The organism is Sphingomonas edaphi, from assembly GCF_003583725.1.
GTDB classification, from domain to species: domain Bacteria; phylum Pseudomonadota; class Alphaproteobacteria; order Sphingomonadales; family Sphingomonadaceae; genus Sphingomicrobium; species Sphingomicrobium edaphi.
In genome coordinates this window covers 513,349-539,410 of sequence record NZ_QXTF01000001.1, presented here as the reverse complement: position 1 = coordinate 539,410, position 26,062 = coordinate 513,349, and the positions used below count along the sequence as shown (strand labels likewise).

The following is a 26,062-nucleotide window of genomic DNA, read 5'->3' as shown; positions in this document are numbered from 1 at the left end:
CCAATTATCACTGACCAACTTTGTTCGTTTCTTTCGTTGAATGGTGAGGCCTAGTCATTTGGCCAAACCTCAACCTGGGAGAGCGAAGTCATGGATGCGAAAACCGGTGAATCGATGGGTTGCCCGATGAAAGGGCAGGCTGCTGCCCGTTCCCTCCTTGGCCGCACGAACCGCGACTGGTGGCCCGAAGCGCTCCCCTTGGACATCCTGAGCCAAGGCGGCAACTCGCCCGACCCGATGGGGGTCGATTTCGACTATGCCGAGGCCTTCTCGAAGCTCGACTATGAAGCGCTTAAAAAAGACCTGACGGCACTGATGACCGACAGCAAGCCGTGGTGGCCTGCCGACTATGGCCATTACGGACCGTTCATGATCCGCATGGCTTGGCACGCGGCCGGCACCTACCGCACCGCCGACGGGCGTGGCGGCGCCAATAGCGGGCAACAGCGCTTTGCCCCGCTCAATAGCTGGCCGGACAATGGCAATCTCGACAAGGCCCGGCGCCTTCTCTGGCCGATCAAGCAGAAATACGGGCAGTCGATCAGCTGGGCTGACCTGTTCATCCTCGCCGGCAATGTCGCCATCGAATCCATGGGCGGGCCGGTGTTCGGCTTCGGCGGCGGCCGCAAGGACGTTTATGAGGCAGAGCGCGACATTTATTGGGGCGCCGAAGAAAAATGGGTGAGCGAAGGCGCTGAAACCCGCATCCAGCCGGACCGGGAGTTGGAGCTGGAACATCCGCTCGCTGCCATTCAGATGGGGCTGATCTACGTCAATCCGGAAGGTCCGGGAGGGAATCCCGATCCGCTTCAGTCTGCGCGCGATATCAAGATCACGTTCGAACGCATGGCCATGAACCATGAGGAAACCGTCGCGCTGACTGCTGGTGGTCATACGTTCGGCAAGGCGCACGGGGCAGGAGACCCGGGCCTGGTCGACGTTGCGCCGGAAGCGGCGGACATCGCAATGCAGGGCCTCGGCTGGTCGAGCGGGTTCGAAACCGGCATGGGTGAGCACACGATCACCAGCGGCATCGAAGGGTCATGGGTGAACACGCCGACGCAATGGTCGGAGAATTATTTCCGGCTGCTACTCGACTATGAATATGAGTTGGTGAAGAGCCCTGCCGGAGCACAGCAGTGGCAGCCGATCAACCAGAAGCCTGAGGATATGGCTCCTGCGGCGCACGACCCGTCTAAGCGCGTCCCGACGATGATGACGACGGCCGACATGGCGCTGAAGATGGATCCGGAATTCCGCAAGATCTCGGAAAAATTCCGCGACGACCATGAGGCTTTCAAGGATGCCTTTGCCCGCGCCTGGTTCAAGCTGACTCACCGCGACATGGGCCCCAAGGTTCGTTACCTGGGGCCGGAGGTGCCTTCAGAAGACCTGATCTGGCAGGATCCGGTTCCGGCGGGACGCAAGCCCTCGGATCAAGACGTCTCTTCCTTCCAGAGGGCGATCCTCGACAGCGGGCTGACTATTAGCCAGCTGATAAAGGCGGCCTGGGCTTCAGCTTCGACCTATCGCAAGTCGGACCACCGCGGCGGCGCCAACGGCGCTCGCATCGCGCTGGAGCCCCAGAAGGGCTGGGCGGTCAACGATCCGGAGGAATTGGCGACGGTCTTGACCAAGATCGGCGAGTTGCGCGGCAACCTGTCACTTGCCGATGCGATCGTCGCCGCTGGCAGCGCAGCCGTTGCGAAGGCTGCCCGCGACGCTGGCTATTCGATCGATGTTCCCTTCACCGGCGGGCGCGGCGATGCGACGCAGGACTGGACCGACGTCGACAGCTTCGCTGTGATGGAACCGGCAGCCGACGGCTTCCGGAACTATTTGAAGACCAAGCACAGCGTCCGCACTGAAGAGCTGCTGCTCGACCGCGCGTCGTTGCTCGGCTTGTCCGTCCCGGAAATGGCGGTGCTTGTCGGCGGCCTGCGCGTCCTTGGCGCGAACCAGGGAGATCGTGCGCATGGCGTGCTCACGAAGCGCAAGGGCCAGTTGACGAACGACTTCTTCGTCAACCTGCTCGACATGGACACGGTATGGGAGCTCGAAGACCCGGACAATGACGAGGAGTTCGTCGGATACGACCGCGGCGGCCGCGTTGAAAAGTGGAAGGCAACGCGAACTGACCTCATTTTCGGGTCCAACTCGCAGCTGCGCGCCACGGCCGAAGTCTATGCGGAAAAAGGCCATGAGGAGAAGTTCGTGAAGGACTTCGTCAAGGCTTGGACGAAAGTGATGAACGCGGACCGCTTCGACCTGTCGGCCAAGTCATCGGGCTGGACTGAACAGAATACCGGTGCGGGCAGCGTTGCCGCTCCCGTGACGGCGGACTAGCGTATCGGGCGGCGGGCCGTTTCGCGTCCGCCGCCAAATCGTCGGCATTGGGAAGGGAGAGCCCAATGGAACGTTCGGACGTCGACCTGCTCGACGCGCGGCAACCGCACTGGGTGGCGGCGGTCGAAGCGCCTTGCCGCAACTGGGCCGCCGCGCCGGGCTGTCGAAGCCATGCCCGGTACCTTGTCGATAAGGACATGATGCCCTCGGTCAGCCGGTTCGAGCGGTTCGATAGCCGGGGTGACTGCCTGCAATGGATCATGGCGCATCGCGTCCAACTCACCGCGCAACTGCCTGGCGCGACCGTTCGCCCGGTGCCCCTCGCTAACTGGCTGCTTGGTCTCGTCTGACCTGGCCAGCGATCGTGCGAAGCGCATCACAGAGCAGCCGGAACTCTTCCTCGCGTGGACTAGACCGGCGCCAGGCGAGCGCGATCCGCCTTGCGCCGTGCTCCGCTTCCAGCGGCCGCGCTTCGACCCTTGTGCCTTCCAACAGGCCGGCATCCACAGCCATCTGCGGGATAAACGTCACGCCCAGGCCATTGTCGACCATCTGGACTAGGGTGTGGAGTGACGTACCCATCATCGTCGCGCCGGCGCGCAGTTCCGGACGATTGCAGGCTGCGAGCGCATGATCCTTCAGGCAATGCCCGTCTTCCAGCAGCAGCAGCCGATCTTCATCGATCGCGCTCGCCTCGACTGCCGCGCATGTAGGAGCCTCACCCGCAGGATAGGCGATCAGCAAACGGTCGTCGAACAACTCGGCATAATCGACGTCGCCGCAGGCAAAGGGCATTGCCAGCAAGACGCAATCCAGCTGCCCGCGGTGCAGCGCGTCGCAGGCCGACTGGCTAGTGTCTTCACGCAGGAAGAGCTTCAGCTTTGGGAACAGTCGCCGGACGCGGGGCAGCATCGCCGGCAGCAGAAAGGGGGCAATGGTCGGGATAACGCCCATGCGAAGGTCACCGGTCAGCGGCTGGCTCTCCGCCCGCGCAAGGTCCGCCAACTCTTCTCCCTCACGCAGGACGCGAACTGCCTTGTCGGCGATCCTCGTGCCTAGCGGCGTGAAGCGAACAACGCGCCGCGTACGCTCGACCAGGACGGTGCCCAGTAACGTCTCGAGTTCGCGAATGCCTGCCGAAAGAGTCGATTGCGTAACGAAGCACGCTTCTGCCGCCTTGCCGAAATGGCCATGCGTGCGAAGCGCGACGAGGTACTGCAACTGCTTTAGCGTGGGTAAGTGAACGATCATCGCGAAATCCGATTAGTCCAATCGATATAATCGCCTTGAACGATAAATTCCATCGCCTACATGGCCCTCGTAATCCCGTTTTAATCCCGCACTGAGGAGTGTTCATGCTTACCGTTGGTGACAAGTTTCCTGCGCTTACCGTTCCCGTTCAGCAGGGCACGTCGGCCCTTCCCGCCGGTGAGACGATCGATCTCGGCCAATCCAATGGCAAGTGGAAGATTCTGTTCTACTGGCCAAAGGACTTCACCTTCGTTTGCCCGACCGAAATCGTCGGCTATGGCGATCTTAAGGGTGACTTCGCCGACCGTGATGCCGAGTTGATCGGCGCATCGACCGACACCAGCCATGTCCACTTCGCCTGGCGCAAGTCGGACGAACAGCTCGCCGCCGCCCATTTCCCTTGGATCGCGGACAATTCGAAGAAGCTGGCCGAAGCACTCGGAATCCTTCACCCGGAGGAGGGCGTCGCCTACCGCGCTACTTTCATCGTCGATCCCGACAACATCATCCAGCACGTTACCGTCAACGGCCTCAACGTCGGCCGTAACCCGGCGGAAACGCTGCGCGTTCTCGATGCGCTTCAGACTGACGAGCTGTGCCCTTGCAATTGGTCCGAAGGCCAGGACGTGCTGAAGCCGGCCGCCTAAGCGAGCCGCACCCTTAACTGCTGCCCTTACGCGACGCGAGCAGCAGCTGACGGCGGGGATGCGCTGCCCCCTTCATCCCCGCCGTCTTCCCCTTTTGATCAAATCTTTTTTTGATCCAGCCTGCTGGAGGATATGCCGTGGACAGCCTCAAGGAATTCGCCAACACATTGCCCGACTATGCGAAAGATCTTCGCCTCAACCTCAGCTCGATCCTGTCGGACCAGCTTTTAGGCGATCGCCGCAAGTATGCGCTGTTGCTTGCGTGCGCGCATGGTGCTGGATATGGCCCGCTGATCGCCGCAGCGGAGGCTGACGTCGTGGACAAGCTGGACCCGCAAGTCGCCAATGCAGCGCGCGGCGCAGCGGCCATGATGGCAATGAATAACGTCTATTACCGCTTCGTCCACCTCGCCTCGAACCCGGAGTATGGCACGCTTCCCGCAAAGCTCCGGATGAATTTCATTGGCTCCCACGGCATCGAGAAGGACGATTTCGAACTGATGAGCCTTGCGGTGTCCGCCATGAACGGCTGCGGCATGTGCATCGACAGCCATGAGCGCGTGCTGCAGCAGCATGGTGTGAAGGCGGAAACAATCCAGTCCGCGGCTCGCATCGCCGCCGTCTTGAAGGCCATCGCAACCGTCCACGCGACCTTATAATCAGCCCAACAGACGGTACAGCGCGAAGCCGCTGGTTAGCGTCACCAGCCCGCCAACGAAAGTCAGCAGCAGGTCCGGGTTCACCCGTTTGGCGATCCAGCCGCCAAACGGCGCGGCCATGACTCCGCCGATCAGCAGGCCGACCGTGGCGATCGTGAACGCTTCCCAGCCGATGGTCGCAATGAAGGTCGCGGAGATAGTCACAGTCAGGAAGAATTCGGCGGTGTTCACCGTGCCTATCGTCTTTCTGGGGTTGCTGCCTTGGACCAGCAGGTTCGACGTGACGATCGCGCCCCATCCGCCGCCGCCCGATGCGTCGAGGAAGCCGCCCACCAATCCCAACGGCGCGACTACCTTCGGCTGCCGCTCACTGTGGCGATGCATGATTCCGCGATAGAAGAGGTACAGTCCCAGTGCGGTGAGGTAACTCAATACTAGCGGCCGCGCCGCGTCGGCGCTGATCCGGGTGAGCACATAGGCGCCTGCAACGCCGCCGATCACGCCAGGTATGACGATCCGGAAAAAAAGGCCCCAGTCGACGTTGCGATGGGCGACGTGGCTGATACCGGACACGGCTGTTGTGAATGTCTCTGCTGTGTGAACCCCGGCCGACGCCGCGGCCGGCGGCACTCCGAAGCTGACGAGCAGGGTGCTGGAAATCTGGCCGAATGCCATGCCGAGCGCGCCGTCCACCATCTGCGCGGCAAATCCGATCAGGATGAACAGCAGCAGGGCGGACTGGGGGTCAGCCAGAAAGTCGGCCAGAATATCGTGTCTCCACCCTGTTACCGGCCATTAATTGCCGAAGATGCTGCAACGCGGCAAGCCGGTCCGGCGTTGCAAAAGGGCCATTCGCCTTTTCATTACGCCCCCGAACGCTTAAATTGGGGGTCAACAGTTTTTGAGGAAGACCAACGCTTGGCTTCAACTCTGATCACCTACCTAGACTCGGTTAAGGCGCGCGACCCGGCTGCACGCTCCCGCTGGGAGATTCTGCTCTATCCAGGGGTGCTTGCGCTCGGCCTACACCGCGTCGCCCATTGGCTTTACGGCGGGAAGCTCTATTTCCTAGCGCGCTTTGTGAATCATTTCTCCCGCCTGCTGACGGCGATCGACATCCATCCCGGCGCGAAGATCGGGGAGCGCTTTTTCATCGACCACGGCTTCACAGTCATTGGCGAGACGGCGGAGATCGGCAACGACGTCACGATCTATCAGAATGTCACGCTTGGTGGGACGAATCCCTCAACGGGCGTTGGCGGCAAGCGCCATCCTACCCTGAAGGATGGTGTCGTGATCGGCTCGGGCGCGCAGGTGCTCGGCCCCATCGAGGTCGGCGAGAACGCGAAGGTCGGGGCCAATGCCGTTGTCACCAAAGACGTCGAGCCCGGCGCCACGATGGTCGGCATACCGGCCAAACCCGTACCGGTCGACGCCGTCCACTACAGCCCAGGCTTCGTGCCTTACGGCACGCCCTGCGGCGAGGATTGCGACCCGGCTCGCGCGCGGTTGGTAGAGCTCGAGGACGAGATTGCCGAGCTTCGCCGCGAGGTTGCCGAACTTCGCGCCCGTCGCCAGCCCCAACCGAAGGTCAAAAGCGCTTGAGCGTGGTTACGCCGTTTCCGCATCCGCGGGACCGGCGTGCTGTCGCGACGTTCAACCGACTGGAGCTTCAGCGAATCCTCGACCTCTATGGTCGGATGGTCGCGGCGGGCCACTGGCGAGATTACGGCATGTGGTTTGATGCGGATGTCGCCGTTTTCGCGGCCTTCCGCCGGACCATCGAGCGCCCTGAAATCCGCATCGAAAAACGCCCCCGGCTGCAGGGGAAGCAGGGGGCATTTGCATTGATTGGCGAACATGGCGCGGTGCTGAAGCGGGGCCATGAACTCCCGGGAGTCCTCGCCCCGCTTGAGCGCCGGCTTATGCGGCTGGTTCGGGAATAGCAGCCACCCGATTAAGGTTGGGCAGCTTGGTCCGCAGGTTGGCAGGCAAGCGCTCGACGACCATCGACCGCGCCTGGTGCCAGAACGCCGACAGCAACAGCAAGGCCGAGCCGATGACCAGCGCCGTGAGCGCAATGTTGAGTTCGACTGCACCCACCTGTTTCAACAGTTCGCTTAGCGCATAGAGCACATAGGCAAGCGCTGATACGAGCAGCGCGCGGCGGTCGATTGCGAGCGCGGTGATACCCAGAACGACGTAGAGCAGGATGACGACAAGCCCTTCGCTGACGGTCGCCGTACCATCGTTAAGGCGCAGCAGCGTGAAAACCGGATGCACGATCATCGGCGCCGCCAGAAGGTGCAGCCAGAAGGCGACGTCGCTGCGGCGGGTAACGCGCGCCGGATCCGAGGAGTCCCAGCGCATGGCGAACAGGAACACGCCAATGCCCAGCAACAGGACGAATCCCAAGACATAGTCTTTAAGGTTCGGGATATCGCCCAGGGCAGCGACGAGCAGCCCTACGACGATCGCGGCGACAGCTGCAGCCCCGGCCGCGACAGTGATCGGAACTCGGAAACGCTTCCAGTGCAGCCAAGCCGCAGCGGCGGCGACGGCGCCCGCAGCGGCGCCGACGATACCCGCGACCAGCGCCTGCTGCGCCTGTGGTGGCTCGCCCACCATCATAGCTAGCAGGATGCCCGTGCCGGCAAACACGGCGCCGACGAACGCCAGCAGAAGGAGGATAGAGGGCAGGGCCATTCGGCGCCGCGCGGTGAAGAACAGCGCCAGGCACCAAGCCGTTGCCGCGACGAACAGTGGCGCCAGCGGACTTGGCCCGTCGCCGCCAACCATGAAATTCAGCGACTGACCGAGCGACTGGCCGATCCACGCGACCGCGAACAGCAGGATCGCGCTGGCAATGGATACGAAGATGTCGTTGAAGCCCGTAATCAATCGAAAATGTTCTTCGTCAACGCCGGGCAAGGACCGCTGCGTTTCGACGAAACCGCGAAACGCGTTGGCCGTCTCGGCGCTGATTGCGCCTGCGGCAACCGCCTCGTCGAGGTCGTTCTGGCTGTACATTGGCAATAACCTCCCTGTCCGCAGCAGGGTTGCACAGGTGTATTATTGTGTCAATACAGCAGGTCGCGGCTCACTGAGCGCTGCGGAGCAATCAGGCACTGCAGAGAAATCGGCGCAGAAATCGCGAGGGGCGCGAAGACCTGGTGATGGGCGGATGCCTTCCAGTTTTAAAGAGGCGTCATTGCCGTCACGGTAATCAATCCCGCGACGTCAGTCGGGTCGGCTTCGCCGGCCCGTCGGCCAATCCGAAAGGTCTAAGATTAAAAAAAACGGCTGATCGCTTGCGCAATCATGCCGTTTATTTTCGGGTGTCGTGCAGGAGGGTGGCCGGCGCCTGATCAGGGGGTGGGAGGTGGCGCCGGCCGAACTTTTAAACTCTTTAGCGGCAGCGCACTCGGCTGCGCTCGACCTGACGGCCGATTAGCGCGCCCGCAGCGGCGCCGAGGATGGTGCCGGTTGCGCGTTCACCGCGCGTGTCGATGGCGCGGCCGATCAATGCGCCGCCAGCGGCTCCGACGATCAGGCCAGTCGTCCCGTTCGGGCGCTTGCAACGCAGGCGGCCGTGAGAATCGCGCCATGTCTTCCCATGATAATAGCCCGAGTTGTGGGCGACGGCGGCACTCGGAAGCGCCGGGACAGTGAGGGTGGCGGCGGCAAGCGCCAGCATCGTCCTCCGCATGAAACTAACTCCTTATCGTTGGTTGCGAACAGTGCAACGCGACGGTTCTGGGACTTGTTTCATGAACGCTGCACAACATGCCAAGGGGCGTTAACGCTGTTTCGGTCCGTTAACGATGAACGGTTGGGCGCAATGGGGCGGAATACCGCCTATTATGCGCAAACTTTACCCCGCTTGCCGCTTGCAAAGCGTCACTTGCGGGGGAATAGCGCTGGACCATGGCTTCGCGCGGTGCGCATCTAGTGCGATCCGGTTCGCTTTTCATAAACGGCAGCGGCCTTGTCGGACGGCTGTTTGCGCGCGGCATGGCGAGCCTGCTCGACCAGATTGACGAACGCTTGGAGATCGGCGGAATCGATGCGGTCCTTCCCGACGGAAGCCGACGGCACATCGGCTACCGCGCTAAAGGGCCGGAAGCGATCGTCCACCTGCGCAGCTGGTACGCGCTCGTCAGGCTGGCGACATCGGGATCAATTGGCTGGTACCGGGCTTGGGCAAAGGGTGAATGGGCGTCGCCCGATCCCGTCCCGCTGTTCGCCCTGTTCATGGCCAATGCTTTCTCGCTTGGGGATCTCGGCAGGGCGAAAGGGTCGGCGCGGCGGTTCAATCGCGTTCGGCACTGGTGGAAGGACAATGACCTCGTAGGCGCGCGCGAAAATATCGCCGCCCACTATGACCTCGGCAATGATTTCTACCGCGAGTGGCTCGACTCCACGATGAGCTATTCGGCAGCAATTTTCGAAGCGGGCGACGATCTTGAGGCCGCTCAGCGCCGCAAGGTGTCGCGCCTGCTCGACCGGCTAGACCTGAAACCTGGCGACCGGCTGCTAGAAATCGGCTGTGGCTGGGGCAGCCTGGCGATCGAGGCTGCTCGCCGCGGCGCCAATGTTGTGGGACTGACCTTGTCTGCGGAACAGAAAAGTTGGGCCGACGCAAAAATTGCAGAGGCCGAGTTATCGGATCGGATCGACATCAGGCTCCAAGATTATCGGCAGATTTCCGAGCAATTTGACGCCATCGCATCGGTCGAGATGGTTGAGGCGGTGGGGGAGCGCTGGTGGCCTGCCTATATGGATGCCATTGCCCGCAACCTGAAGCCCGGTGGCCGGGCGGCCCTGCAATTCATAAGCATCGACCACAGGCTGTTCGAAAGCTATTCGCGCAACCCCGACTTCATCCAGGCCTACATCTTTCCCGGCGGGATGTTGATCGACGAACCGCGGTTCGAAGCGCTGGCGCGGGAACGGAAGCTGAGTTGGGAAAGCCGCGAGGGCTTCGGCCTGGATTATGCCTTCACGCTAAAAATTTGGCGCGACCGTTTTGACGCCGCGGTCGCTTCCGGCCGATTGGAAGAGTTCGGCGAACCGTTTCACGACATGTGGCGTTACTACCTCATGTATTGCGAGGGTGGTTTCCGCGGACGCGGAATTGACGTGGCGCAAGTCACGATGGCGCTGCCCGCTTGAAGGCTATCCGCGACCGGCATGGCGCGCTCGTTGCCGGGTTGGCCGCTATTCGGGAGCAATATCAGCTTCCGATGGCCTTTCCGGAAGAAGTCGAGCGGGCAGCGGTGGAAGCCACAAGGCGGCCACTGTCCGATCACGTCGATCGACGCGACCTGCCCTTCGTCACATTGGACCCGGCCAGTTCGACCGACCTCGATCAGGCATTCGTTATCGAGCCTGCGGGCGGCGACCTGCTGCTGCGCTATGCGATCGCGGACGTGGGTTGGTTCGTTCGAAGCGGCGACCCGATCGATGCCGAGGCCTGGGCGCGTGGTGAGACAATCTACCTGCCCGACGGCAAGGTGCCGCTGCATCCTACGGCGCTTAGCGAGGGCGCCGCGAGCCTGCTGCCCGACGTCGACCGGCCTGCCATCATCTTCGCTGTCCGCGTGTCACCGGACGGATCCGTCCTGCTGGACGGCGCGGAGAGGGCTATCGTCCGAAGCCGCGTCAAATTGGCCTACGCCAATGTCGACCGCGTTGAGCTTCCGGCCGATTTCGCCGAACTCTCCCGCCGGATCGTTGCTGCAGAGGTGTCGCGGGGCGGTGCACGGGTTGATCCGCCGCAACAGGAAGTAGAGGCAGTCCCGGCCGGAGGCTACGCGATCGGCTTCCGCCCCATGCGCGGCGTCGAGCGCGACAATGCAAGCCTGTCGCTCGCGGCAAACATGGCGATCGCCACAGCGCTGCTCGGTGCTCGCACCGGTATATTCCGGACAATGCCCGAACCCGGCAAGCGGGCACGAAGGCGGCTCCGCGAAACTGCCCTTGCCTTCGGTCTCGACTGGCCCAGCCATCTATCGTTACAGGATTTCGAACGTGGTCTCGATCCCAACGACACTCGGCAGGCGGCGATGATGCTGGCGATCCGCCGCGCCGGCGAACGTGCCGGATATGCACCGTGGCAAGAGGGGGAGAGGCCGTGGCATTCGGCGATGGCGGCCAGCTATACCCACGCGACCGCACCGCTTCGCCGGCTGACTGACCGCTACACCACACAGGCAGCGCTGGCCGTCGCCAACGGGCGACCGGTTCCTGACGACATCGCAGCCGCCTTCGCCCGTCTGCCCGAGGTCATGGACAAGGCCGACAGCAAGGCCGCGCAGGTGGATAGCGCCGTGATCGAACTAGCCGAGGCAGTGACCATGCAGGACCGCATCGGCGAGACGTTCGAGGCGCGCGTCACCGACGTCGATGAACGCGGTGCCCGGGCGCAGCTTTGTACCGAGCCGGTGGTCACACGTGTTGCTCAGGACGGGCTAGTGCCGGGCGATCTGCTTCGCCTCCGGTTGGTGGAAGCCAGTCCTATCCAGCGGCGCGCCCGGTTCGAACCAGCAGCTACCTAGGCCAACGTCAGGACCAGCGGTCCGCGCCGGGTCGCGACTAGCGTATGCTCATACTGGACCGTCGGCTGGTGCAGCGGCGGTCGCAACGTCCAGCCGTCGTCCTGCTCCTCAACCCAGTCGGCGCCGAGCGAAAGGAAAGGCTCGATAGTGAAGACCAGACCTTCCGGGATTTTCCGCCGGTCGCGCGGTTCGTACCAAGTCGGGATTTCGCCCGGCTCATCGTGCAGCGACTGACCGACGCCGTGGCTCGCCAGGTTGCGGACCAGGCTATAGCCCCTCTTTTTCGCGAATGCCTCGATCGACCGGCCGATGTCATTCAGCCGTCCGCCTGACTTGACCGCACGAATGCCCGCCCACATGGCTTGCCGCCCGTCGTGGCACAACTGCTCGATCTGCGACTTCACCGGTGGAACGGCGAAGCTGGCGCCCGTATCGCCGAAATAGCCGTCAAGCTCCGCCGACACATCGATATTGATCAGGTCGCCCGCCTTGACCGGTCGGTCGTCAGGAATGCCGTGCGCACAGTCTGGACCGACCGAAATGCAGGTTGCCCCCGGGAAGTTGTAAGTCAGTTCAGGGGCCGAACGAGCGCCCTCCTTCTCCAGCATTTTCCGACCCAGCGAATCCAGTTCGCGAGTGGTGATCCCCGGCTCCAGAGCTTCACCCATGGCGCGTAGCGTTTGCGCCACTAATCTGCCGATGGCGCGCAGCTTTTCCAGTTGGTCGTCATGCTCGATAGTGATGGCGCTGCCTCCTAACCTTCGACCCGCATTCGAGTGCCTGTCGCGGCATTTCCAGTCAGCGCACCGATGATTGCTTCTGCCACCACCGCGGGCTGCTTGAGGCTCGACGGCTCCTCACCGGGGAAGGCCAGTTGGCGCATGCGGGTGGCGGTGGCGCCGGGGTCGACGATCTGCACGCGCAGCTTTCCCGCATGGGCCGTTTCGTCAGCATAGGCGCCCAGCATGATTTCCAGCGCCGCCTTTGACGCGCCATAGCCGCCCCAGAAAGCGCGCGGCTCGGCACCGACCGACGAAGTGATGCCGACGATCTCTGCCTTTTCCGACCGGCGGAGCATCGGGTCGAACGCGGCAATGATCGCTTGGTTGGCCAGCACGTTGAGCTTGAAGATTCGCTCGAGTTCCTTCGGGTCGAGATGTTCGACCGGCGACAGGCTGCCCAGCGTCGCTGCGTTGAGAATCATGATATCGAGGCTGCCCCAACGCTCCGCCACGGCCTGCGCCAATTTCCTGATATTGTCGCTGTCGGACAGGTCCATTGGAGCGATTGTCGCGCTTCCGCCCGCTTGATGGATCCGTTCTTCAACCTGCTCGAGTGACTGCGCGGTGCGGGCGGTCAGGATGACATGGGCACCCGCTGCGGCAAGTGCTTCCGCCGTAGCCGCGCCAATGCCCCGGCTGGCGCCGGTGACGAGCGCGAGCTTGCCGTCGAACGGCTTCGTATCGTTCATTTGTTTCCTCTTATCGGCTGGCGACAAGCGACAGCGGTCGCGGCTTTCCGTCAGCGTCGCAGTCGGTCAATGTGGTCGGATACTCGCCCGTAAAGCAGGCGTCGCAGCGTTGTGGATTGGCACCGTCCCGCTTGTCACCGAGTGCGCGATATAACCCGTCGATCGAGATGAAGGCGAGGCTGTCAGCGTTGATGTAGCGGGCCATCTTTTCAACACTCATCTGGCTTGCGATCAGCTTGGAGCGCTCGGGAGTGTTGACCCCGTAGAAGCAGCTGTGGCGCGTCGGCGGTGAAGCGATGCGCATATGCACTTCCTTCGCACCGGCGTCTCGCATCATCTGAACAATCTTCACAGATGTCGTGCCGCGAACGATGCTGTCGTCGATGAGTACGATGCGTTTGCCCTGGATCAGCGCGCTGTTGGCATTGTGCTTCAGCTTGACGCCAAGGTGACGCACTTCCTGCGTCGGCTGGATGAAAGTGCGGCCCACATAGTGCGACCGGATGATACCCAGTTCGAACGGGATCCCGCTTTCCTGGCTGAAGCCGATGGCAGCCGGGACGCCGGAATCCGGCACCGGGACGACGTAGTCGGCCTCGATCGGCGCCTCGCGGGCGAGTTCTGCGCCGATGTTCTTGCGGACCTCGTATACCGAGGTGCCGTCGACGATGCTGTCGGGGCGCGAAAAATAGACATGTTCAAAAATGCAGGGGCGGGGCTTGGCCGGTGCGAACGGACGGAAGCTGCGGATGCCGGCCTCATTGACGATGACCATCTCGCCAGGTTCGATGTCGCGAAGGTAGGTCGCGCCGATCACGTCCAAGGCGACGCTTTCCGACGCGAAGATTGTCGCTTCGCCGAGCTTTCCCATCACCAGCGGGCGAATGCCGAGCGGATCGCGGCAGGCGACCAGTCCATCGGGCGTCAGGCACAGTAGGGAATAGGCACCCTCGACCTGGCCGAGCGCGTCGGTCAGGCGGTCGAGCGTCGTCGAGTAGCTGGATGTGGCGACGAGGTGGATAATGACTTCGGTGTCGCTGGTCGACTGAAAGATCGACCCGCGCCGGTTGAGCGCGGCGCGCAGGGTCATGGCGTTGGACAAGTTGCCATTGTGGGCGACCGCGAAACCGCCCTCGGACAGCTCGGCAAACAAAGGCTGGACGTTGCGCATCGCGGTCTCGCCAGTTGTCGAATAGCGTACGTGGCCGATACCCACCTTCCCCGACAGCTTTCGCATGATGTCGTCGCGGTCGAAGTTGCCGGCGACATGACCCATCGCGCGGTGCGCGTGATAATTATGCCCGTCGAAGCTGACGATGCCGGCGGCTTCCTGTCCGCGATGCTGGAGTGCATGAAGGCCGAGGGCAACGAAACTGGCGGCGTTGTCGGCGCCCCAAATTCCGAAAATACCGCATTCTTCCCGAAGCTTGTCGTCGTCGAACGGGTTCGTGGTCAGCATGATGGCGCGCGAATCCTTGGGAGGGTTGGGCGCCATATAGTGGCGCGCCGCGCATTTGTCGCCTTTCGCCTTGCTGCAAGCTGAAGCATGGTGTGGCGATGCGCTTCATCCTTTGCTCCGCCGTCTTCCTGGCCGCCTGCTCTCAGGAGCCCGCTCCGTCCGGCCTGTCGGCAGGTATTTTTGCCGGGGAAGGGCGCGACGCACTGTGCATCGCCGGCGATCCGGGAGTGCAGCGCGCCGGTTTCATCACTTATGGACGCGGCGATGCCAATTGTTCCGCGCGGGGCCGCATTGTCGCCGAGGGGGGAGGATTTGCGCTGCTTCCCATGGGGGAAGGTGAATGCCGGATTCCGTTTGCCCAGGATGAAGCCGGCGTCAAGATTGGCCCGTTGCCAGCAGCTTGCTCCTATTATTGCGGGCCCGACGTCAAGGCTGACGGCAAGTCGTTCCGGCGCGTGAGCTCGGGTGATTCCGCCTCCGCCTCCAGCAATCCGATGGTCGACCTGGGGGGTGATCCGCTCTGTTGACCTTTACGGAAACGTAAAGTACCGAGAGAGCATGCTCCAGCAGAAAACGCACTATTCGATCGGCGAGCTTTGCGACGAATTCAGCGTTACTGCGCGCGCGCTCCGCTTTTACGAAGACGAGGCCTTGATCGCGCCGGAGCGCCGCGGAACCCAGCGGCTTTATACGGACCGCGATCGGGCCCGGCTGGCCTGGATCCTGCGCGGTAAGCGAGTGGGACTGAGCCTCGCCGACATCAAGGAGCTGCTGGACCTCTACGACGTAGGTGACGGGCGCGAAACGCAGCGGGTCAAGACGATCGAGCGCTGCCAGGAGCAAGTCGACAAGCTGCAGCGACAGCGCGTCGATATTGACGCCACCATTACCGAACTCGATGAATTTATTGCCCTTTTGAAGGGCGAGACCAAGGAAGGCTAATCGCTCATGCCAGTCTATGCTGCCCCGGTTCGCGACACGAAATATGTGCTCGATCACATCGTGGGACTAGGGAAGTACGACAACCTTCCCGCGTTCGCAAACGCGTCGCCCGACGTCGTCGAGGCAATCCTGGAGGAAGGGGGGCGCTTTGCCGCGGAAGTGCTGGCGCCGCTCAACCGCGTAGGCGATGAGGAAGGCTGCACCCGTCACGACGACGGATCAGTGACGACTCCTAAGGGCTTCAAGGACGCATATCGTCAGTTCTGCGAGGGGGGCTGGACGACGCTTTCGGCGCCAGAGGAATATGGCGGCCAAGCGCTCCCACAGGTCCTGGCGACGGCGATCAGCGAATATGTACTGTCCGCCAATCAGTCGTTCGAAATGTACCATGGGCTCACCGCTGGCGCGATTGCGTCCCTGCTCGTGAAAGGATCGGACGAGCAGAAGGCGACTTACGTGCCGAAGATGGTTGCCGGGACGTGGACAGGAACCATGAACCTGACAGAGCCGCATTGCGGAACCGACCTTGGTCTGATCAAGACAAAGGCTGACCCGAACCCCGACGGCAGCTACTCGATTAGTGGGACCAAGATCTTCATCTCCTCGGGCGAACATGACCTGAGTGAGAACATTATCCACCTGGTGCTGGCGAAGATCGCCGGCGCGCCGGACAATGTGAAGGGTATCTCGCTGTTCGTCGTGCCCAAGTTCATCGTCAACGATGATGGTTCGCTTGGTGACCGCAACGGGGTTAGCTGCGGGTCGATCGAACATAAGATGGGCATCCACGGAAATTCGACCTGCGTCATGAACTATGACGGCGCGAAGGGCTGGCTGGTAGGCGAGCCGGAGAAGGGGCTAGCCGCGATGTTCATCATGATGAATGCCGCCCGCCTCGGTGTCGGCCTTCAGGGCCTGGCCCAAGGTGAAGTCGCCTACCAGAATGCGGTCGCCTATGCGAAGGACCGACGGCAGGGCCGGGCACTCAAGCCCGAAAACCGCGACTCCGATGCGAAAGCCGATACCCTGTTCGTCCACCCCGACGTCCGCCGGATGCTGATGGAAGCCAAGGCCTTCAACGAGGCGGCGCGCGCGCTCGTCCTGTGGGGCGCGTTGCAGGTCGATTTGAGCAGGAAGGCGCAAACCGACGAGGAACGGCAGGCGGCTGACGACCTAATTTCGCTGCTGACGCCCGTTATCAAGGGATATCTGACCGACAAGGGCTTCGAAGCCGCGGTTAATGCTCAGCAAGTGTTCGGCGGGCATGGTTATATCCGCGAATGGGGGATGGAGCAGTTCGTCCGCGATGCCCGAATCGCCCAGATTTACGAAGGCACGAACGGCATCCAAGCGATGGATCTTGTGGGCCGCAAGCTTGGCAAGGAAGGCGGCCGCGCGGTGCGTGCGTTCTTCGAGGACGTGAGCCGCGATATCGCTGAGACGCGATCGGCGGGCGATCCGGCGGGGATCGCGGGACCGCTGGAAAAGGCGCTGGGCGACCTTCAGGCGGCAACGATCTGGCTGGCGCAAAATGGCATGGCCGACCCGGACAATGCCGGCGCCGGTGCCTACGCCTATATGAACCTCATGGGCCTGGTCAGCCTTGGCTGGATGTGGGCCAGGATGGCGACGGTTTCGGCTGCCCTAAAGGACCAGAGCGGCGAGGATCACGCGTTCCATGAAGCGAAGCTCGTCACGGCGCGTTTCTTTGCGGATCGCCAACTGGTGGAGTCCAGCTCGTTCCGACGCAAGGTCGAAGCTGGCGCGGCCAGCGTTATGGCGCTGCCCGTCGAAGCTTTTTAAGCGCTCAGCTCGCAGCCTTGGTGGGCTGCGACACGTACCAGGGCTGAAGCATTGTGACGTCGTTGGCGCGGGCTTGCTTCGCGGCAAGCCGACCAAGGTCGAAATTCTCGGTGAACTGCACGCCGAACTTGCCGGACTGTGCCCAGCGAACCGTGCCGACGACGGGGCCTACCCCCACGATATCGATGGTCATGGTCATTCCCGGCGCAACATTCTGGTCGCATTCGACGAGTGCACCCATCGCCGAAATATTGCGCAAACGAATTTCGGTCGTGACGCCATTCACGGCCGCGATGGCGCGGCGCATCAAGCGATGGCGCGGTTCGCGAATGCACTGATAACCTTCAGCCTCGACACGGCTGCTGTTGGCCTTTTCGCGGGCCTCGGGACCTTTCATCGGCTTTCCAAAAATATATCCCTGGACCTGGCTGACGCCGAGCTCCCGGATCAGCCACAGGTCGTCGTGGGTCTCGACGCCTTCTGCCGTGGTGTCCATGCCGAGGCTATCGGCCAGCGTGACTATCGCACGAATGATCGCGCCGTTGCGCTTGGTGGTTGAGGCGGCGCCTCGAACGAAGCTCTGGTCGATCTTGATCTTGTCGAACGGCGCTTTCTTTAAATAGCCGAGAGACGAATAGCCTGTGCCGAAATCGTCGAGCGCGAGGCGAACGCCCAGCGACTTCAGCCTCGCAAAGGTGCTGTCGGTCATGTCGCTGTCGGCCAGGAACACACCTTCGGTGATCTCCAGTTCGAGACGTGCGGCGTTGAGTCCGTAATCGGACAGAACGGCGGCAACTGTATCGACGATATGCGGATCGTTGAACTGGATCGGCGACAGGTTGACGGCGATCCGGACAGTGTCCGGCCAGCGGGCCGCTTCGGCTACCGCGGTGCGCAGGACAAACTCGCCGATCTTGCCGATCATCCCGCATTCCTCTGCAAGGGAGATGAACTTGTCCGGCGAGATTGGACCGCGCAGCGGATGGTTCCACCGCACCAATGCTTCGAAGCCGGAGATCTCCTCGCCCGCCGCGCGGACGATTGGCTGGTAGGCGACCCATAGCTCGTTGCGGTCAAGGGCCTGGCGAAGGTCGTTCTCCAAAACCTGCCGGTCGGTTGCTTCGCTGTGCATTGACGGCTCGTAGAAGCAGTGTTTGCCTCGCCCCGCTGCCTTGGCCGCATAAAGCGCAAGGTCGGCGTCGCGAATCAAGCTGTCGGCGCTGCTCCGCCCAGGGTCGCCGATGGCGATGCCGACGGATGCGCCGATGACCACCCGGTGGCCCTCGATCATATATGGGCGCGACACTTGTTCAATGAGCGTGCGGGCGAGGCTTTCCAACAGGCCGGTCTCGACCGTCCCAGGCAACACCGCCTTGAACTCGTCGCCGCCAAGTCGGCCGATCTGGCCATGGTCGCCCATCACCAATTTCAAACGATCAGCGACTTGCCGGAGGAGTGCGTCGCCAACCGGATGGCCGAGCGTATCGTTTACGTTCTTGAACCGGTCGAGGTCGATCAGGAACAGTGTGCATCCCTTGCGCCGATTGGTTGCATTGCGCAGCGCTTCATCCAGCGTCTGGCGCATCAATGCGCGGTTAGGCAGACCAGTGAGCGAGTCGAAGCGCGCCAAGCGGCTGATTTCCTGTTCCGAGCGGCGTTGTTCGGTCAGGTCGGTGCCGATGCCCCGAAAACCCAGGAAGCGTCCGCGCTCGTCGAAGATCGGGTTGCCCGACAGTGACCAGTGAATGTCCTCATCACTCGCTGCGCGGACAATCACGTCGCTGAAGGGGAAGCGCGCGGATAGGTGGAACCCCAGCGTCCGCTCCTCGCGAAGGCTGTCCGTCGATCCGACGTCCACGGAGAGGAGGTCGGTAAATTGGCGGCCGAGCAATTCCTCTGGCCGGACCTTGAAGTCGTCCGCGAGCTGCTGCGACACATAGGACAAGGTACCAAGATTGTTGGTTTCCCAGAACCAGCCTCGGCCGCTGTTCTCGAATTCATCGACGAAATGAAGCGCCTTGCGCGCCTGCGCCTCAAGCCGGAGCCGTGCGCGGGCATTGGTCAGCACCGCCCGCGCGCCAGCGACGCTGTAGGCAATGTTGATGATAGCGAGGAAGCCGATTCCGGCCATAAGCTCGGGGCCGGTCGAGACGGCCGCCGCGCCGACGAGGGCGACAAGGGCGTTGATGACCGCGATTGGCGGGGACGAAATCGAAACGATGGTTGCAGCGCCAAGCCCAGCGCCGAAACCGAGCGCTACGAAGCCTGTGCTAGTGACGTGATGACTGGATTCGAGGGCAAGGCCATAGGCCAGCCAAAGCGCGCCGCTCGCGCCGATATAGGCGCAGAGGCCTCGGGTGACCGCACTTGTCGAAAGGCCCAGCCGATCGCGAAACCAGAGAGCAGCGAAGGCTAGCGCATCGAGGATCAGGACAATGGAAACCGGCAACAGGGGATTCGATGCCAGCGATTCGCTTGCCACGACGGGATGGAGGAAGACGCAGGCCAAGCCCCAAACGAGATGGGTCGCTCCCAGCAGGGCGGGTGCGAGTTCAAACATTGCGATTCGCTGGCGCGCGAGAGCTTCGTCGTCCGCGGTGTCGGGCGCTCGCAGGTCGAAAGTCAGCGCGTCGTTCACGGACGCGCGTTCCTGAATTCCCTCCCCGTCGGAAACGGCAAACCTTGCCCTACGCATGAATCCCAATACCCCTTCAGGTATCGGATTAACCCGAAAGGATTAACACAGGCTCAAACGGAGAGGGTTTGCTCCGTTTTAAGCATCTTCCTGAGGAAGAAAGTCCGGAACGGACAAATATCGCTCACCGGTATCGTAGTTGAAAGTCAGGATCCGCGGGTTTGGGCGCAACTCTGGCAGAACATGCTCGACGGCGGCTAGCGATGCGCCGGACGAAATGCCGACCAGCATTCCCTCCTCGCGCGCGGCGCGGCGAGCCATCTCCTTAGCAGCGTCGGCGTCGACATCGATCACTGCATCGAGCAGGTCCCGCTCAAGGATCGATGGAATGAAGTTGGCACCAATGCCCTGGATCGGGTGAGGTCCGGGCGGCCCGCCGTTGAGGAGCGGTGACAGTGCAGGCTCGACGGCAAACACCTTGAAGTCGGGCCACGCTTTTTTCAGCACTTTGGCAACGCCAGTGATGTGGCCCCCGGTGCCGATGCCCGTGACGAGAGCGTCCAGCGGATCGTCGCGGAAATCGGCCAGAATCTCCTGCGCCGTCGTTCGGACGTGAACGGCGACATTGGCCGGATTATCGAATTGTTGCGGCATCCAGCTGCCGGGAATGTTCGCAACTAGCTCCTCGGCGCGCTGTATGGCGCCAGTCATTCCCTTTGCGCGGTCGGTCAGGTCGAATTTTGCGCCATATGCCAGCATGAGGCGCCGCCGCTCGACGCTCATGCTATCGGGCATGACGAGGATAAGGCGGTAGCCCTTCACGGCGGCAACCATCGCCAAGCCGATGCCCGTATTGCCGCTCGTCGGCTCGATGATCGTGCCGCCGGGCTGGAGCCGGCCCGAAGCTTCGGCGTCCTCGACCATTGCGAGTGCGATGCGATCCTTGATCGAGGCGCCCGGATTGGACCGCTCCGACTTTACCCACACTTCTGCGCGGTCACCAAAAAGCCTGTTCAGGCGGATGTGCGGCGTATTGCCGATCGTCTCCAGGATATTGGCGGCTTTCATGCGCTGTCTCCCTGATCTTGAAGCCCGGCACCATCGGGCAGCGCCCCGCCGCTGGCAAGTCGGGTCAGGCGCCCGCCGAAACCACCGTCGCTTCCTCGGGTGGCGGGTCGGTGACCTCGAAACTCTTCGCTTTCCGAAGCTCCGGAAAAATGACCGCCCAAGTGATGGTTACGACCATAGCGGCGATCCCGCCTATGGCAGTTGCGGCAACAGGACCGAGTAACGCCGCCGAGAATCCGCTGCGCGTTTCGCCCAGCTCGTTCGATGCAGAGATGGCGAGGGTCGAAGCCGCCGAGACCCGCCCGCGCATTTCATCGGGCGTATGAAGCTGGATCAATGACTGGCGAATGTAGACCGAGAACATGTCTGCGGCGCCCAGCAAGGCCAGCATTGCGATTGACAGATAGTAGGAGGTCGAAATGCCAAAGATCGCCGTCGCTGCGCCGAACACGACAACCGCCGCCAGCATCTTTGCCCCGACATTCGTACGCAGTGGCCGGATCGAGAAGAAGATGGCGGTCATGGTCGCGCCGAGTGCCGGCGCGGCGCGCAGGGGTCCGAGGCCGTCCGCGCCAACCTGCAAAATGTCGCGGGCGTACACGGGTAGCATCGCCGTCACGCCACCTAGCAGCACCGCGAACAGGTCCAGCGTGATCGCCCCGAGTACCATTCGGTTGCGACGGACATAGGCCAGCCCGTCGATCATTTGCCGCCACGGCGATCCGGGTTTGAGCGGCGTCCTTGCCAGCGGCGGAATCAGGAACAGGCACATCGCCGAAACACCGAACAGGACGCTGCTGAGCGCATAGGGAAGATGCGGAGTCACGTCGTACAAAATTCCGCCAAGCGCGGGACCGGCGATCGCGCCGGTCTGCCATGCGGTCGAACTCAGTGCGATCGCATTGGGCAATATCTCCCGCGGTACGAGGTTCGGCGCCATCGCGCCAAGCGCCGGTCCGGCGAAAGCCCGAGCAACGCCCAGCAGGGCGGCGACGCCGAACAGGATGGGGATGCTGATGAAGCCGCCCCAGGTGGCAGCGAACAGGATCAGCGCGCACAGCATTTCCAGAAGAATCACCGCCCGGGCGATGAAGCGACGGTCGAGCCGGTCGGCTGCCCAGCCGCTGATCGGCGTCAGGACGAACAAGGGCACAAATTGCACCAGCCCGATCAGACCGAGCTGGAATGCAGCCTCCCGGATCCCCATGGTCGATCGCGAAATGTCGTAGACCTGCCAGCCGATGACGATGACCATCGCCATCTGCGCGATCGTCGTTGCCAGCCGCGCCACCCAGAAGGCGCGAAACGCGGGAATACGAAGCGGAGCGGGAAAGATCGACATGAATCGCCGGTAGCTGTGACGGTCAATTGTCGCAACGCGCTGAGCGGTTTTTCACTGCTGCATATAGTCTGGGCGGGATCCCGATTGCCGCCAATAGGCAGCAAGGCCGATGCGGCGCATCAGCGCTGCGAAACGGTCTGTTGTCCATAAGTCGCGCATTGGAGGGTGAAACAACGGGCTGGTCTGCCGGTCCTGGTCACCGCCTGCAGGGGCAAGGGAAGCCCATTCGCCCTCCGCGAAGTAATATCCGTCGAGCAAGTCGAACGCGCCCGCAGACTCACCCAATGCCGTGCATGCCTGCGCGACCGCAAGCGTTGCTCCGGGGTCCTCCTTGAGAAACGCCAAATTTGTGCGGATCGCATCCTCTCTGCGGAGGGATCCCGCCAGTGCGCGAGCCGTTTCAATGGCGGCCCCGACCATGCCCTGTACAGCTTCCAAGGGGCGCTGCTGAGGATCGTTGAGCACGACAAGCGCCTCGGTCGGACGGCCGCTATAGAGAAGGTAGGCAACTTGCGTTCGCCAGATTTGCCGCTGCTTGGGCCACCGTTCTACGGCTGCCTTGATGGCTTCGTCGGCGCCTTGCAAGTCACCGGCCGACCACAGGTTGATGATCGCCTTGCGCTCTGCGCCCGGCAGGAGGAATTTCGTGCGGTCCAGGCGATTGGACAGGGCGGTAGCGTCGCGCCAGCGGCCCACGCTTCCTAGCACGTCTGAAAGCACGAAAAGGAGGATCGGGAAATTCGGGTTCCGCGACAGTGCTCGACGTGCCTCACGTTCTGCGCTCATCCAGTTGCGGTAAACCGGCGACATGATCCGCAAGGCTGCTAGCGACCTTGGCTCGCTCGCATTAAGGCCAAGAGCGGTCCGGGCGGCGGTCCGCCCCCGGGCTTCCAGTCCTGGCCGCTGATCGACCGGCGCGCTTCGCCGGCGGGCGGCATAGGCCAACGCAAGCCCGCCCCAAGCCTGCTCCGAATTTGGCGCGAGGCGGGTCGCATCGGTCAGCAAGGCGATCGCTTGGGCTGTCGACCCCTCATCTTCCGCATCCAACGCGTCATTGGCTTGCAGCGCATCCATACCCTTTTGCAAAAGTAATTCCGCCTCCGGCGACATCGACGGCTGCCTCCCACGCCAGATTGCGAATCCTCCTACGCCCATCATGACCGCTGCGCTTGCTCCGACTAGTATGCCACGCCGGTCAGGGCGCCTTACAACGGTGCCGCTGATGTAAGGGCGGGGATTGCCGGTTAGAGCGGCAACGCTTGCCGCGATCGTTTTCCAGCCAGCCGCCGCGCAATTGCCCCGCCAGTTCTGCAAATCCGCACACTGGATTTGGTCGAACGGCATTGGCAGGCGACTGGCGTCGAGCCGCAGCTGGACCAGCCGTCCGGATTCCCTTGCCCGATTGGCTTCGGAGCGAACCCATTGGGATTGAGCCGCTTCCGCCGACCAAAGCACCACCACCGCTGAAGCCGCATCGAGTTGTTCGGCTATCACGTCGCTATAGGCGCGGTGGGCAGGTAAACTTTCGTCGTACCAGACGGAATAGCCGGCCGAGCGTAGGCAATCGGCGATGCGCATCGCGTCATCCATCCGGGGCCTTGCATAGGACAGAAACACGTCGGGCATACGGACCCTCCGCCACGCTTTTAGCGCTTGCGCGGCCGCGTGACGAGATTGCCACTTGCGTTCCTGCTTCGTTCCAGTAGCCTCGCGGATATGGCAAAGCTGAAAATGCGATATGTGTGCCAGGCCTGCGGGTCGGAATCGAACCGGTGGCAGGGGCAGTGCACCGACTGCTCGGAATGGAATACTTTGGTCCAGGAGGCGGCGGCGAACGTCACCGTCTTTGCCGCCAAGCATAATTTGCAGGGGGGTGGGCGGCCAATTGCGCTGGTCGGGCTGGACGCCGCGGTCGCGCTGCCCGAGCGGATGCGTACCGGCATCGAGGAATTCGACCGGGCGGTTGGCGGTGGGATCGTCCCGGGTTCGGCGATGCTCTTGGGCGGCGATCCGGGCATCGGCAAGTCAACCTTGCTGCTCCAGATCGCGGCCAGTCTCGCCTCGGCGGGCAAGGAGATCGTCTATGTTTCCGGCGAGGAAGCGGCGGACCAAGTGAGGCTGCGCGCTATCCGGCTGGGGCTGGGCGGGGCGCCGGTGCGGTTGGCGGCGGCGACGTCGGTGCGGGACATTCTGACGACCGTAGGACAGGGCGCGCCGCCCGCGCTACTTATTATCGACAGCATCCAGACGATGCACAGTGACCTCATCGAAGGTGCGCCCGGCACGGTTAGCCAGGTGAGGGCATCGGCGCAGGAGCTGGTGCGCTTCGCCAAGGAACGCGGGACCGCCGTCGTGCTGGTCGGCCATGTCACTAAGGACGGGACCATCGCGGGTCCCCGCGTCTTGGAGCATATGGTGGACACGGTGTTGGGCTTCGAGGGCGAGCGCAGCCACCAATACCGCATCCTTCGCGCCGCCAAGAACCGATTCGGCGGCACCGACGAAATCGGCGTATTCGCAATGGAAGGCGCCGGTCTGGCCGAAGTGCCCAACCCGTCGGCCCTTTTCCTGACCCAGCGCGGCGAGCCGGTCAGCGGGACCAGCGTCTTTCCGGCGCTGGAAGGAACCCGGCCGGTGCTGGTTGAAATCCAGGCACTGGTGGTTCGGCTGGCGAGCGGTGCGACGCCGCGCCGCTCAGCGGTTGGCTGGGACAGCGGGCGGCTGGCGATGATTCTGGCAGTGCTGGAAGCGCGCTGCGGGCTCAGTTTTGCTACGGCAGAAGTCTATCTAAACGTCGCGGGCGGTTATAAACTGATTGATCCCGCGGCGGACCTGGCGGTGGCAGCGGCGCTGGTGTCGGCTCTGTCTGAAAGGCCGGTTCCGCAGGACGCGGTGGTGATGGGCGAAATTGCCCTTTCCGGCGAGGTTCGCCCGGTGGGCCATGCCGCGTTGCGCCTGAAAGAATCGGCCAAGCTGGGCTTCGAGCGTGGCTGGGCACCCAAGGGTACCGAAGCGCCGAAGGGCCTCGTGCTGTCGAGCTTCGGCAAGCTCAGGGACCTAGTCGATCAGGTTTTGGCGCAATAGGCTTCGTGGCAAGCCTTGGCGCCGAGGCACGAACTGTTTGCAAATATCTTCGTGTTACCGAACTCGATGAGGCAACCCAGGTTAACTGATGCCGCCCGCCGTCCTGCCGCTCGAACCCCTTGCCACCTTCACTCACAGCTATGCGTCGCAATCAGCGCTTCGCTCTTGGCCGCCAGTCGCCGCTGATAATCTGCATCAGGGTGAGATGCTCGCGATCAAGACGTTCGGCGCGCTTCTCCAAGATATTCGATCGCCGCGACACATCTACTTTGCTTCATGAGATCCCGATCCAGCGTCCTTCCCAGCGACCGAACAAAGCAAACCCCCGACGGCCATTCTCTTCGTCGGTCAGTTTGGCGTCGCTCCTTATGAAATATCATCCTCGCTCATCGAAACAGCCGAGATGTTCAACCGCCTAGACCGGGCACAGTTGCGGCTGGACCTCGTTCGAGGAGACGACGGCTCCTTTCGTCTCGATGCACTTTTAGTGGAAATTAACGACCCTTTGTCTCCGAAAGGTCGCCAGTTTCGCTCCTGTTGGAATGGTTCGGAGATCAGGGGCTTGGACGTTTCGCTGCAGTTTGACGCTCCCGCTACCCGCCGCGACCCGTTCCGCTTCCACATTCATGTAAGGCTCCCCCGCCGTTACAACTATGGAGCAGCGGTCGAGCAGGAGCATGTCGAGTTCACCTCGTCCGGGGGCGCCATGCCTCTTCCCCGTTGGGTAAACTATTGAGAAGCCAAGTCAGTTTTCCATACCTGAATTGACTGGAAAGCCGGCGAGGGCGTCCCGTT

General features: G+C 62.5%; 23 protein-coding genes. 12 read left to right on the top strand and 11 right to left on the bottom strand.

The genetic code is table 11. The annotated features are described in order from the left end of the window. The first annotated feature begins 90 nt into the window (after window positions 1-90). Both katG and D3M59_RS02740 read left to right on the top strand, forming a co-directional pair. Window positions 91-2,346, top strand: a complete 2,256-nt coding sequence (gene katG, locus D3M59_RS02745; RefSeq protein WP_119531374.1) for a catalase/peroxidase HPI — start codon at window positions 91-93, stop codon at window positions 2,344-2,346. 65 nt (window positions 2,347-2,411) lie between these two features. Continuing rightward, window positions 2,412-2,696, top strand: a complete 285-nt coding sequence (locus D3M59_RS02740) for a hypothetical protein (protein WP_119531372.1) — start codon at window positions 2,412-2,414, stop codon at window positions 2,694-2,696. Here the strand turns inward: D3M59_RS02740 and D3M59_RS02735 are convergent. Continuing rightward, window positions 2,671-3,597, bottom strand: a complete 927-nt coding sequence (locus D3M59_RS02735; RefSeq protein WP_119531370.1) for a hydrogen peroxide-inducible genes activator — start codon at window positions 3,595-3,597, stop codon at window positions 2,671-2,673. The two genes, D3M59_RS02740 and D3M59_RS02735, sit on opposite strands and share 26 nt — an antisense overlap. A 104-nt stretch (window positions 3,598-3,701) precedes the next feature. Between D3M59_RS02735 and D3M59_RS02730 the strand changes: the two genes are divergently transcribed. Together D3M59_RS02730 and D3M59_RS02725 are read left to right on the top strand one after the other, a co-directional pair. Continuing rightward, entirely contained in the window at window positions 3,702-4,244 is a 543-nt protein-coding gene (locus D3M59_RS02730; protein ID WP_119531368.1) for a peroxiredoxin, read from the top strand. A gap of 137 nt (window positions 4,245-4,381) precedes the next feature. After that, window positions 4,382-4,903 carry a carboxymuconolactone decarboxylase family protein gene (locus D3M59_RS02725; protein ID WP_119532832.1) on the top strand — a complete coding sequence of 174 codons (522 nt, stop codon included), beginning with the start codon at window positions 4,382-4,384 and terminating at the stop codon, window positions 4,901-4,903. Here the strand turns inward: D3M59_RS02725 and D3M59_RS02720 are convergent, their stop codons facing one another. Then, window positions 4,904-5,668 carry a sulfite exporter TauE/SafE family protein gene (locus tag D3M59_RS02720; protein ID WP_119531366.1) on the bottom strand — a complete coding sequence of 255 codons (765 nt, stop codon included), beginning with the start codon at window positions 5,666-5,668 and terminating at the stop codon, window positions 4,904-4,906. A 153-nt stretch (window positions 5,669-5,821) separates the two neighbouring features. On the opposite strand from D3M59_RS02720, the gene cysE reads away from it, so the two are divergent. Together cysE and D3M59_RS02710 are read left to right on the top strand one after the other, a co-directional pair. Further along, on the top strand, window positions 5,822-6,508 hold the full coding sequence (cysE, locus tag D3M59_RS02715) for a serine O-acetyltransferase (protein ID WP_119531364.1): 687 nt from the start codon (window positions 5,822-5,824) through the stop codon (window positions 6,506-6,508). After that, window positions 6,505-6,849, top strand: coding sequence for a DUF2794 domain-containing protein (locus D3M59_RS02710; protein WP_119531362.1), 345 nt, complete (start codon window positions 6,505-6,507; stop codon window positions 6,847-6,849). Before cysE ends, D3M59_RS02710 begins: the two co-directional genes overlap by 4 nt. Here the strand turns inward: D3M59_RS02710 and D3M59_RS02705 are convergent. Both D3M59_RS02705 and D3M59_RS02700 read right to left on the bottom strand, forming a co-directional pair. Then, complete coding sequence (locus D3M59_RS02705) at window positions 6,827-7,933, bottom strand: hypothetical protein (RefSeq protein ID WP_119531360.1); 1,107 nt, start codon at window positions 7,931-7,933, stop codon at window positions 6,827-6,829. The two genes, D3M59_RS02710 and D3M59_RS02705, sit on opposite strands and share 23 nt — an antisense overlap. A 379-nt stretch (window positions 7,934-8,312) precedes the next feature. Next, entirely contained in the window at window positions 8,313-8,612 is a 300-nt protein-coding gene (locus D3M59_RS02700) for a glycine zipper 2TM domain-containing protein (protein ID WP_119531358.1), read from the bottom strand. A gap of 218 nt (window positions 8,613-8,830) precedes the next feature. On the opposite strand from D3M59_RS02700, the gene D3M59_RS02695 reads away from it, so the two are divergent. After that, window positions 8,831-10,078 (top strand): SAM-dependent methyltransferase, encoded by a 1,248-nt coding sequence (locus D3M59_RS02695; RefSeq protein WP_119531356.1) that lies wholly within the window; start codon window positions 8,831-8,833, stop codon window positions 10,076-10,078. Further along, window positions 10,075-11,463 carry an RNB domain-containing ribonuclease gene (locus D3M59_RS02690; RefSeq protein ID WP_119531354.1) on the top strand — a complete coding sequence of 463 codons (1,389 nt, stop codon included), beginning with the start codon at window positions 10,075-10,077 and terminating at the stop codon, window positions 11,461-11,463. Before D3M59_RS02695 ends, D3M59_RS02690 begins: the two co-directional genes overlap by 4 nt. On the opposite strand, the gene map is transcribed toward D3M59_RS02690, so the two are convergent. Genes map through purF form a run of 3 tightly spaced genes read right to left on the bottom strand, consistent with a single transcriptional unit; the run spans window position 11,460 to window position 14,393 of the window. Continuing rightward, window positions 11,460-12,200, bottom strand: a complete 741-nt coding sequence (map, locus tag D3M59_RS02685) for a type I methionyl aminopeptidase (RefSeq protein WP_267896938.1) — start codon at window positions 12,198-12,200, stop codon at window positions 11,460-11,462. The two genes, D3M59_RS02690 and map, sit on opposite strands and share 4 nt — an antisense overlap. A gap of 17 nt (window positions 12,201-12,217) precedes the next feature. After that, window positions 12,218-12,934 carry an SDR family NAD(P)-dependent oxidoreductase gene (locus D3M59_RS02680; protein ID WP_119531350.1) on the bottom strand — a complete coding sequence of 239 codons (717 nt, stop codon included), beginning with the start codon at window positions 12,932-12,934 and terminating at the stop codon, window positions 12,218-12,220. A gap of 10 nt (window positions 12,935-12,944) precedes the next feature. Then, a complete protein-coding gene (gene purF, locus D3M59_RS02675) occupies window positions 12,945-14,393 on the bottom strand; it encodes an amidophosphoribosyltransferase (protein WP_119532831.1) in 1,449 nt (482 codons plus the stop codon). Between the two features lie 92 nt (window positions 14,394-14,485). Here purF and D3M59_RS02670 point away from each other — a divergent pair, with 92 nt between their 5' ends. The 3 genes from D3M59_RS02670 to D3M59_RS02660 are packed head-to-tail and all read left to right on the top strand — an operon-like array spanning window position 14,486 to window position 17,138. Further along, a complete protein-coding gene (locus D3M59_RS02670; RefSeq protein ID WP_147416684.1) occupies window positions 14,486-14,920 on the top strand; it encodes a hypothetical protein in 435 nt (144 codons plus the stop codon). Window positions 14,921-14,951: 31 nt separating this feature from the next. Further along, the gene (locus D3M59_RS02665) at window positions 14,952-15,335 is read left to right on the top strand and encodes a MerR family transcriptional regulator (RefSeq protein ID WP_119531346.1); all 384 of its coding nucleotides are present in this window, start codon (window positions 14,952-14,954) and stop codon (window positions 15,333-15,335) included. Between the two features lie 6 nt (window positions 15,336-15,341). Next, entirely contained in the window at window positions 15,342-17,138 is a 1,797-nt protein-coding gene (locus tag D3M59_RS02660) for an acyl-CoA dehydrogenase C-terminal domain-containing protein (RefSeq protein WP_119531344.1), read from the top strand. A gap of 4 nt (window positions 17,139-17,142) precedes the next feature. Here the strand turns inward: D3M59_RS02660 and D3M59_RS02655 are convergent, their stop codons facing one another. The 4 genes from D3M59_RS02655 to D3M59_RS02640 form a co-directional block, all read right to left on the bottom strand. Continuing rightward, window positions 17,143-19,833, bottom strand: a complete 2,691-nt coding sequence (locus tag D3M59_RS02655; RefSeq protein WP_119531342.1) for an EAL domain-containing protein — start codon at window positions 19,831-19,833, stop codon at window positions 17,143-17,145. Window positions 19,834-19,911: 78 nt separating this feature from the next. Beyond that, window positions 19,912-20,841 carry a cysteine synthase A gene (gene cysK / locus D3M59_RS02650; protein WP_119531340.1) on the bottom strand — a complete coding sequence of 310 codons (930 nt, stop codon included), beginning with the start codon at window positions 20,839-20,841 and terminating at the stop codon, window positions 19,912-19,914. A gap of 64 nt (window positions 20,842-20,905) precedes the next feature. Beyond that, window positions 20,906-22,183, bottom strand: coding sequence for an MFS transporter (locus tag D3M59_RS02645; RefSeq protein WP_119531338.1), 1,278 nt, complete (start codon window positions 22,181-22,183; stop codon window positions 20,906-20,908). 51 nt (window positions 22,184-22,234) lie between these two features. Next, window positions 22,235-23,809, bottom strand: coding sequence for a toll/interleukin-1 receptor domain-containing protein (locus D3M59_RS02640; protein WP_119531336.1), 1,575 nt, complete (start codon window positions 23,807-23,809; stop codon window positions 22,235-22,237). 90 nt (window positions 23,810-23,899) lie between these two features. Here D3M59_RS02640 and radA point away from each other — a divergent pair, with 90 nt between their 5' ends. After that, window positions 23,900-25,267 carry a DNA repair protein RadA gene (radA, locus tag D3M59_RS02635; protein WP_119531334.1) on the top strand — a complete coding sequence of 456 codons (1,368 nt, stop codon included), beginning with the start codon at window positions 23,900-23,902 and terminating at the stop codon, window positions 25,265-25,267. Window positions 25,268-26,062 lie beyond the last annotated feature (795 nt).

Coding starts and splice junctions, on each gene's coding strand:
- katG (WP_119531374.1), top strand. CDS start 91: ATGGATGCGAAAACCGGTGAATCGATGGGTTGCCCGATGAAAGGGCAG.
- D3M59_RS02740 (WP_119531372.1), top strand. CDS start 2,412: ATGGAACGTTCGGACGTCGACCTGCTCGACGCGCGGCAACCGCACTGG.
- D3M59_RS02735 (WP_119531370.1), bottom strand. CDS start 3,597: ATGATCGTTCACTTACCCACGCTAAAGCAGTTGCAGTACCTCGTCGCG.
- D3M59_RS02730 (WP_119531368.1), top strand. CDS start 3,702: ATGCTTACCGTTGGTGACAAGTTTCCTGCGCTTACCGTTCCCGTTCAG.
- D3M59_RS02705 (WP_119531360.1), bottom strand. CDS start 7,933: ATGTACAGCCAGAACGACCTCGACGAGGCGGTTGCCGCAGGCGCAATC.
- D3M59_RS02700 (WP_119531358.1), bottom strand. CDS start 8,612: ATGCGGAGGACGATGCTGGCGCTTGCCGCCGCCACCCTCACTGTCCCG.
- D3M59_RS02695 (WP_119531356.1), top strand. CDS start 8,831: ATGGCTTCGCGCGGTGCGCATCTAGTGCGATCCGGTTCGCTTTTCATA.
- D3M59_RS02680 (WP_119531350.1), bottom strand. CDS start 12,934: ATGAACGATACGAAGCCGTTCGACGGCAAGCTCGCGCTCGTCACCGGC.
- purF (WP_119532831.1), bottom strand. CDS start 14,393: ATGCTGACCACGAACCCGTTCGACGACGACAAGCTTCGGGAAGAATGC.
- D3M59_RS02665 (WP_119531346.1), top strand. CDS start 14,952: ATGCTCCAGCAGAAAACGCACTATTCGATCGGCGAGCTTTGCGACGAA.
- D3M59_RS02660 (WP_119531344.1), top strand. CDS start 15,342: ATGCCAGTCTATGCTGCCCCGGTTCGCGACACGAAATATGTGCTCGAT.
- D3M59_RS02655 (WP_119531342.1), bottom strand. CDS start 19,833: ATGCGTAGGGCAAGGTTTGCCGTTTCCGACGGGGAGGGAATTCAGGAA.
- cysK (WP_119531340.1), bottom strand. CDS start 20,841: ATGAAAGCCGCCAATATCCTGGAGACGATCGGCAATACGCCGCACATC.
- D3M59_RS02645 (WP_119531338.1), bottom strand. CDS start 22,183: ATGTCGATCTTTCCCGCTCCGCTTCGTATTCCCGCGTTTCGCGCCTTC.
- D3M59_RS02640 (WP_119531336.1), bottom strand. CDS start 23,809: ATGCCCGACGTGTTTCTGTCCTATGCAAGGCCCCGGATGGATGACGCG.
- radA (WP_119531334.1), top strand. CDS start 23,900: ATGGCAAAGCTGAAAATGCGATATGTGTGCCAGGCCTGCGGGTCGGAA.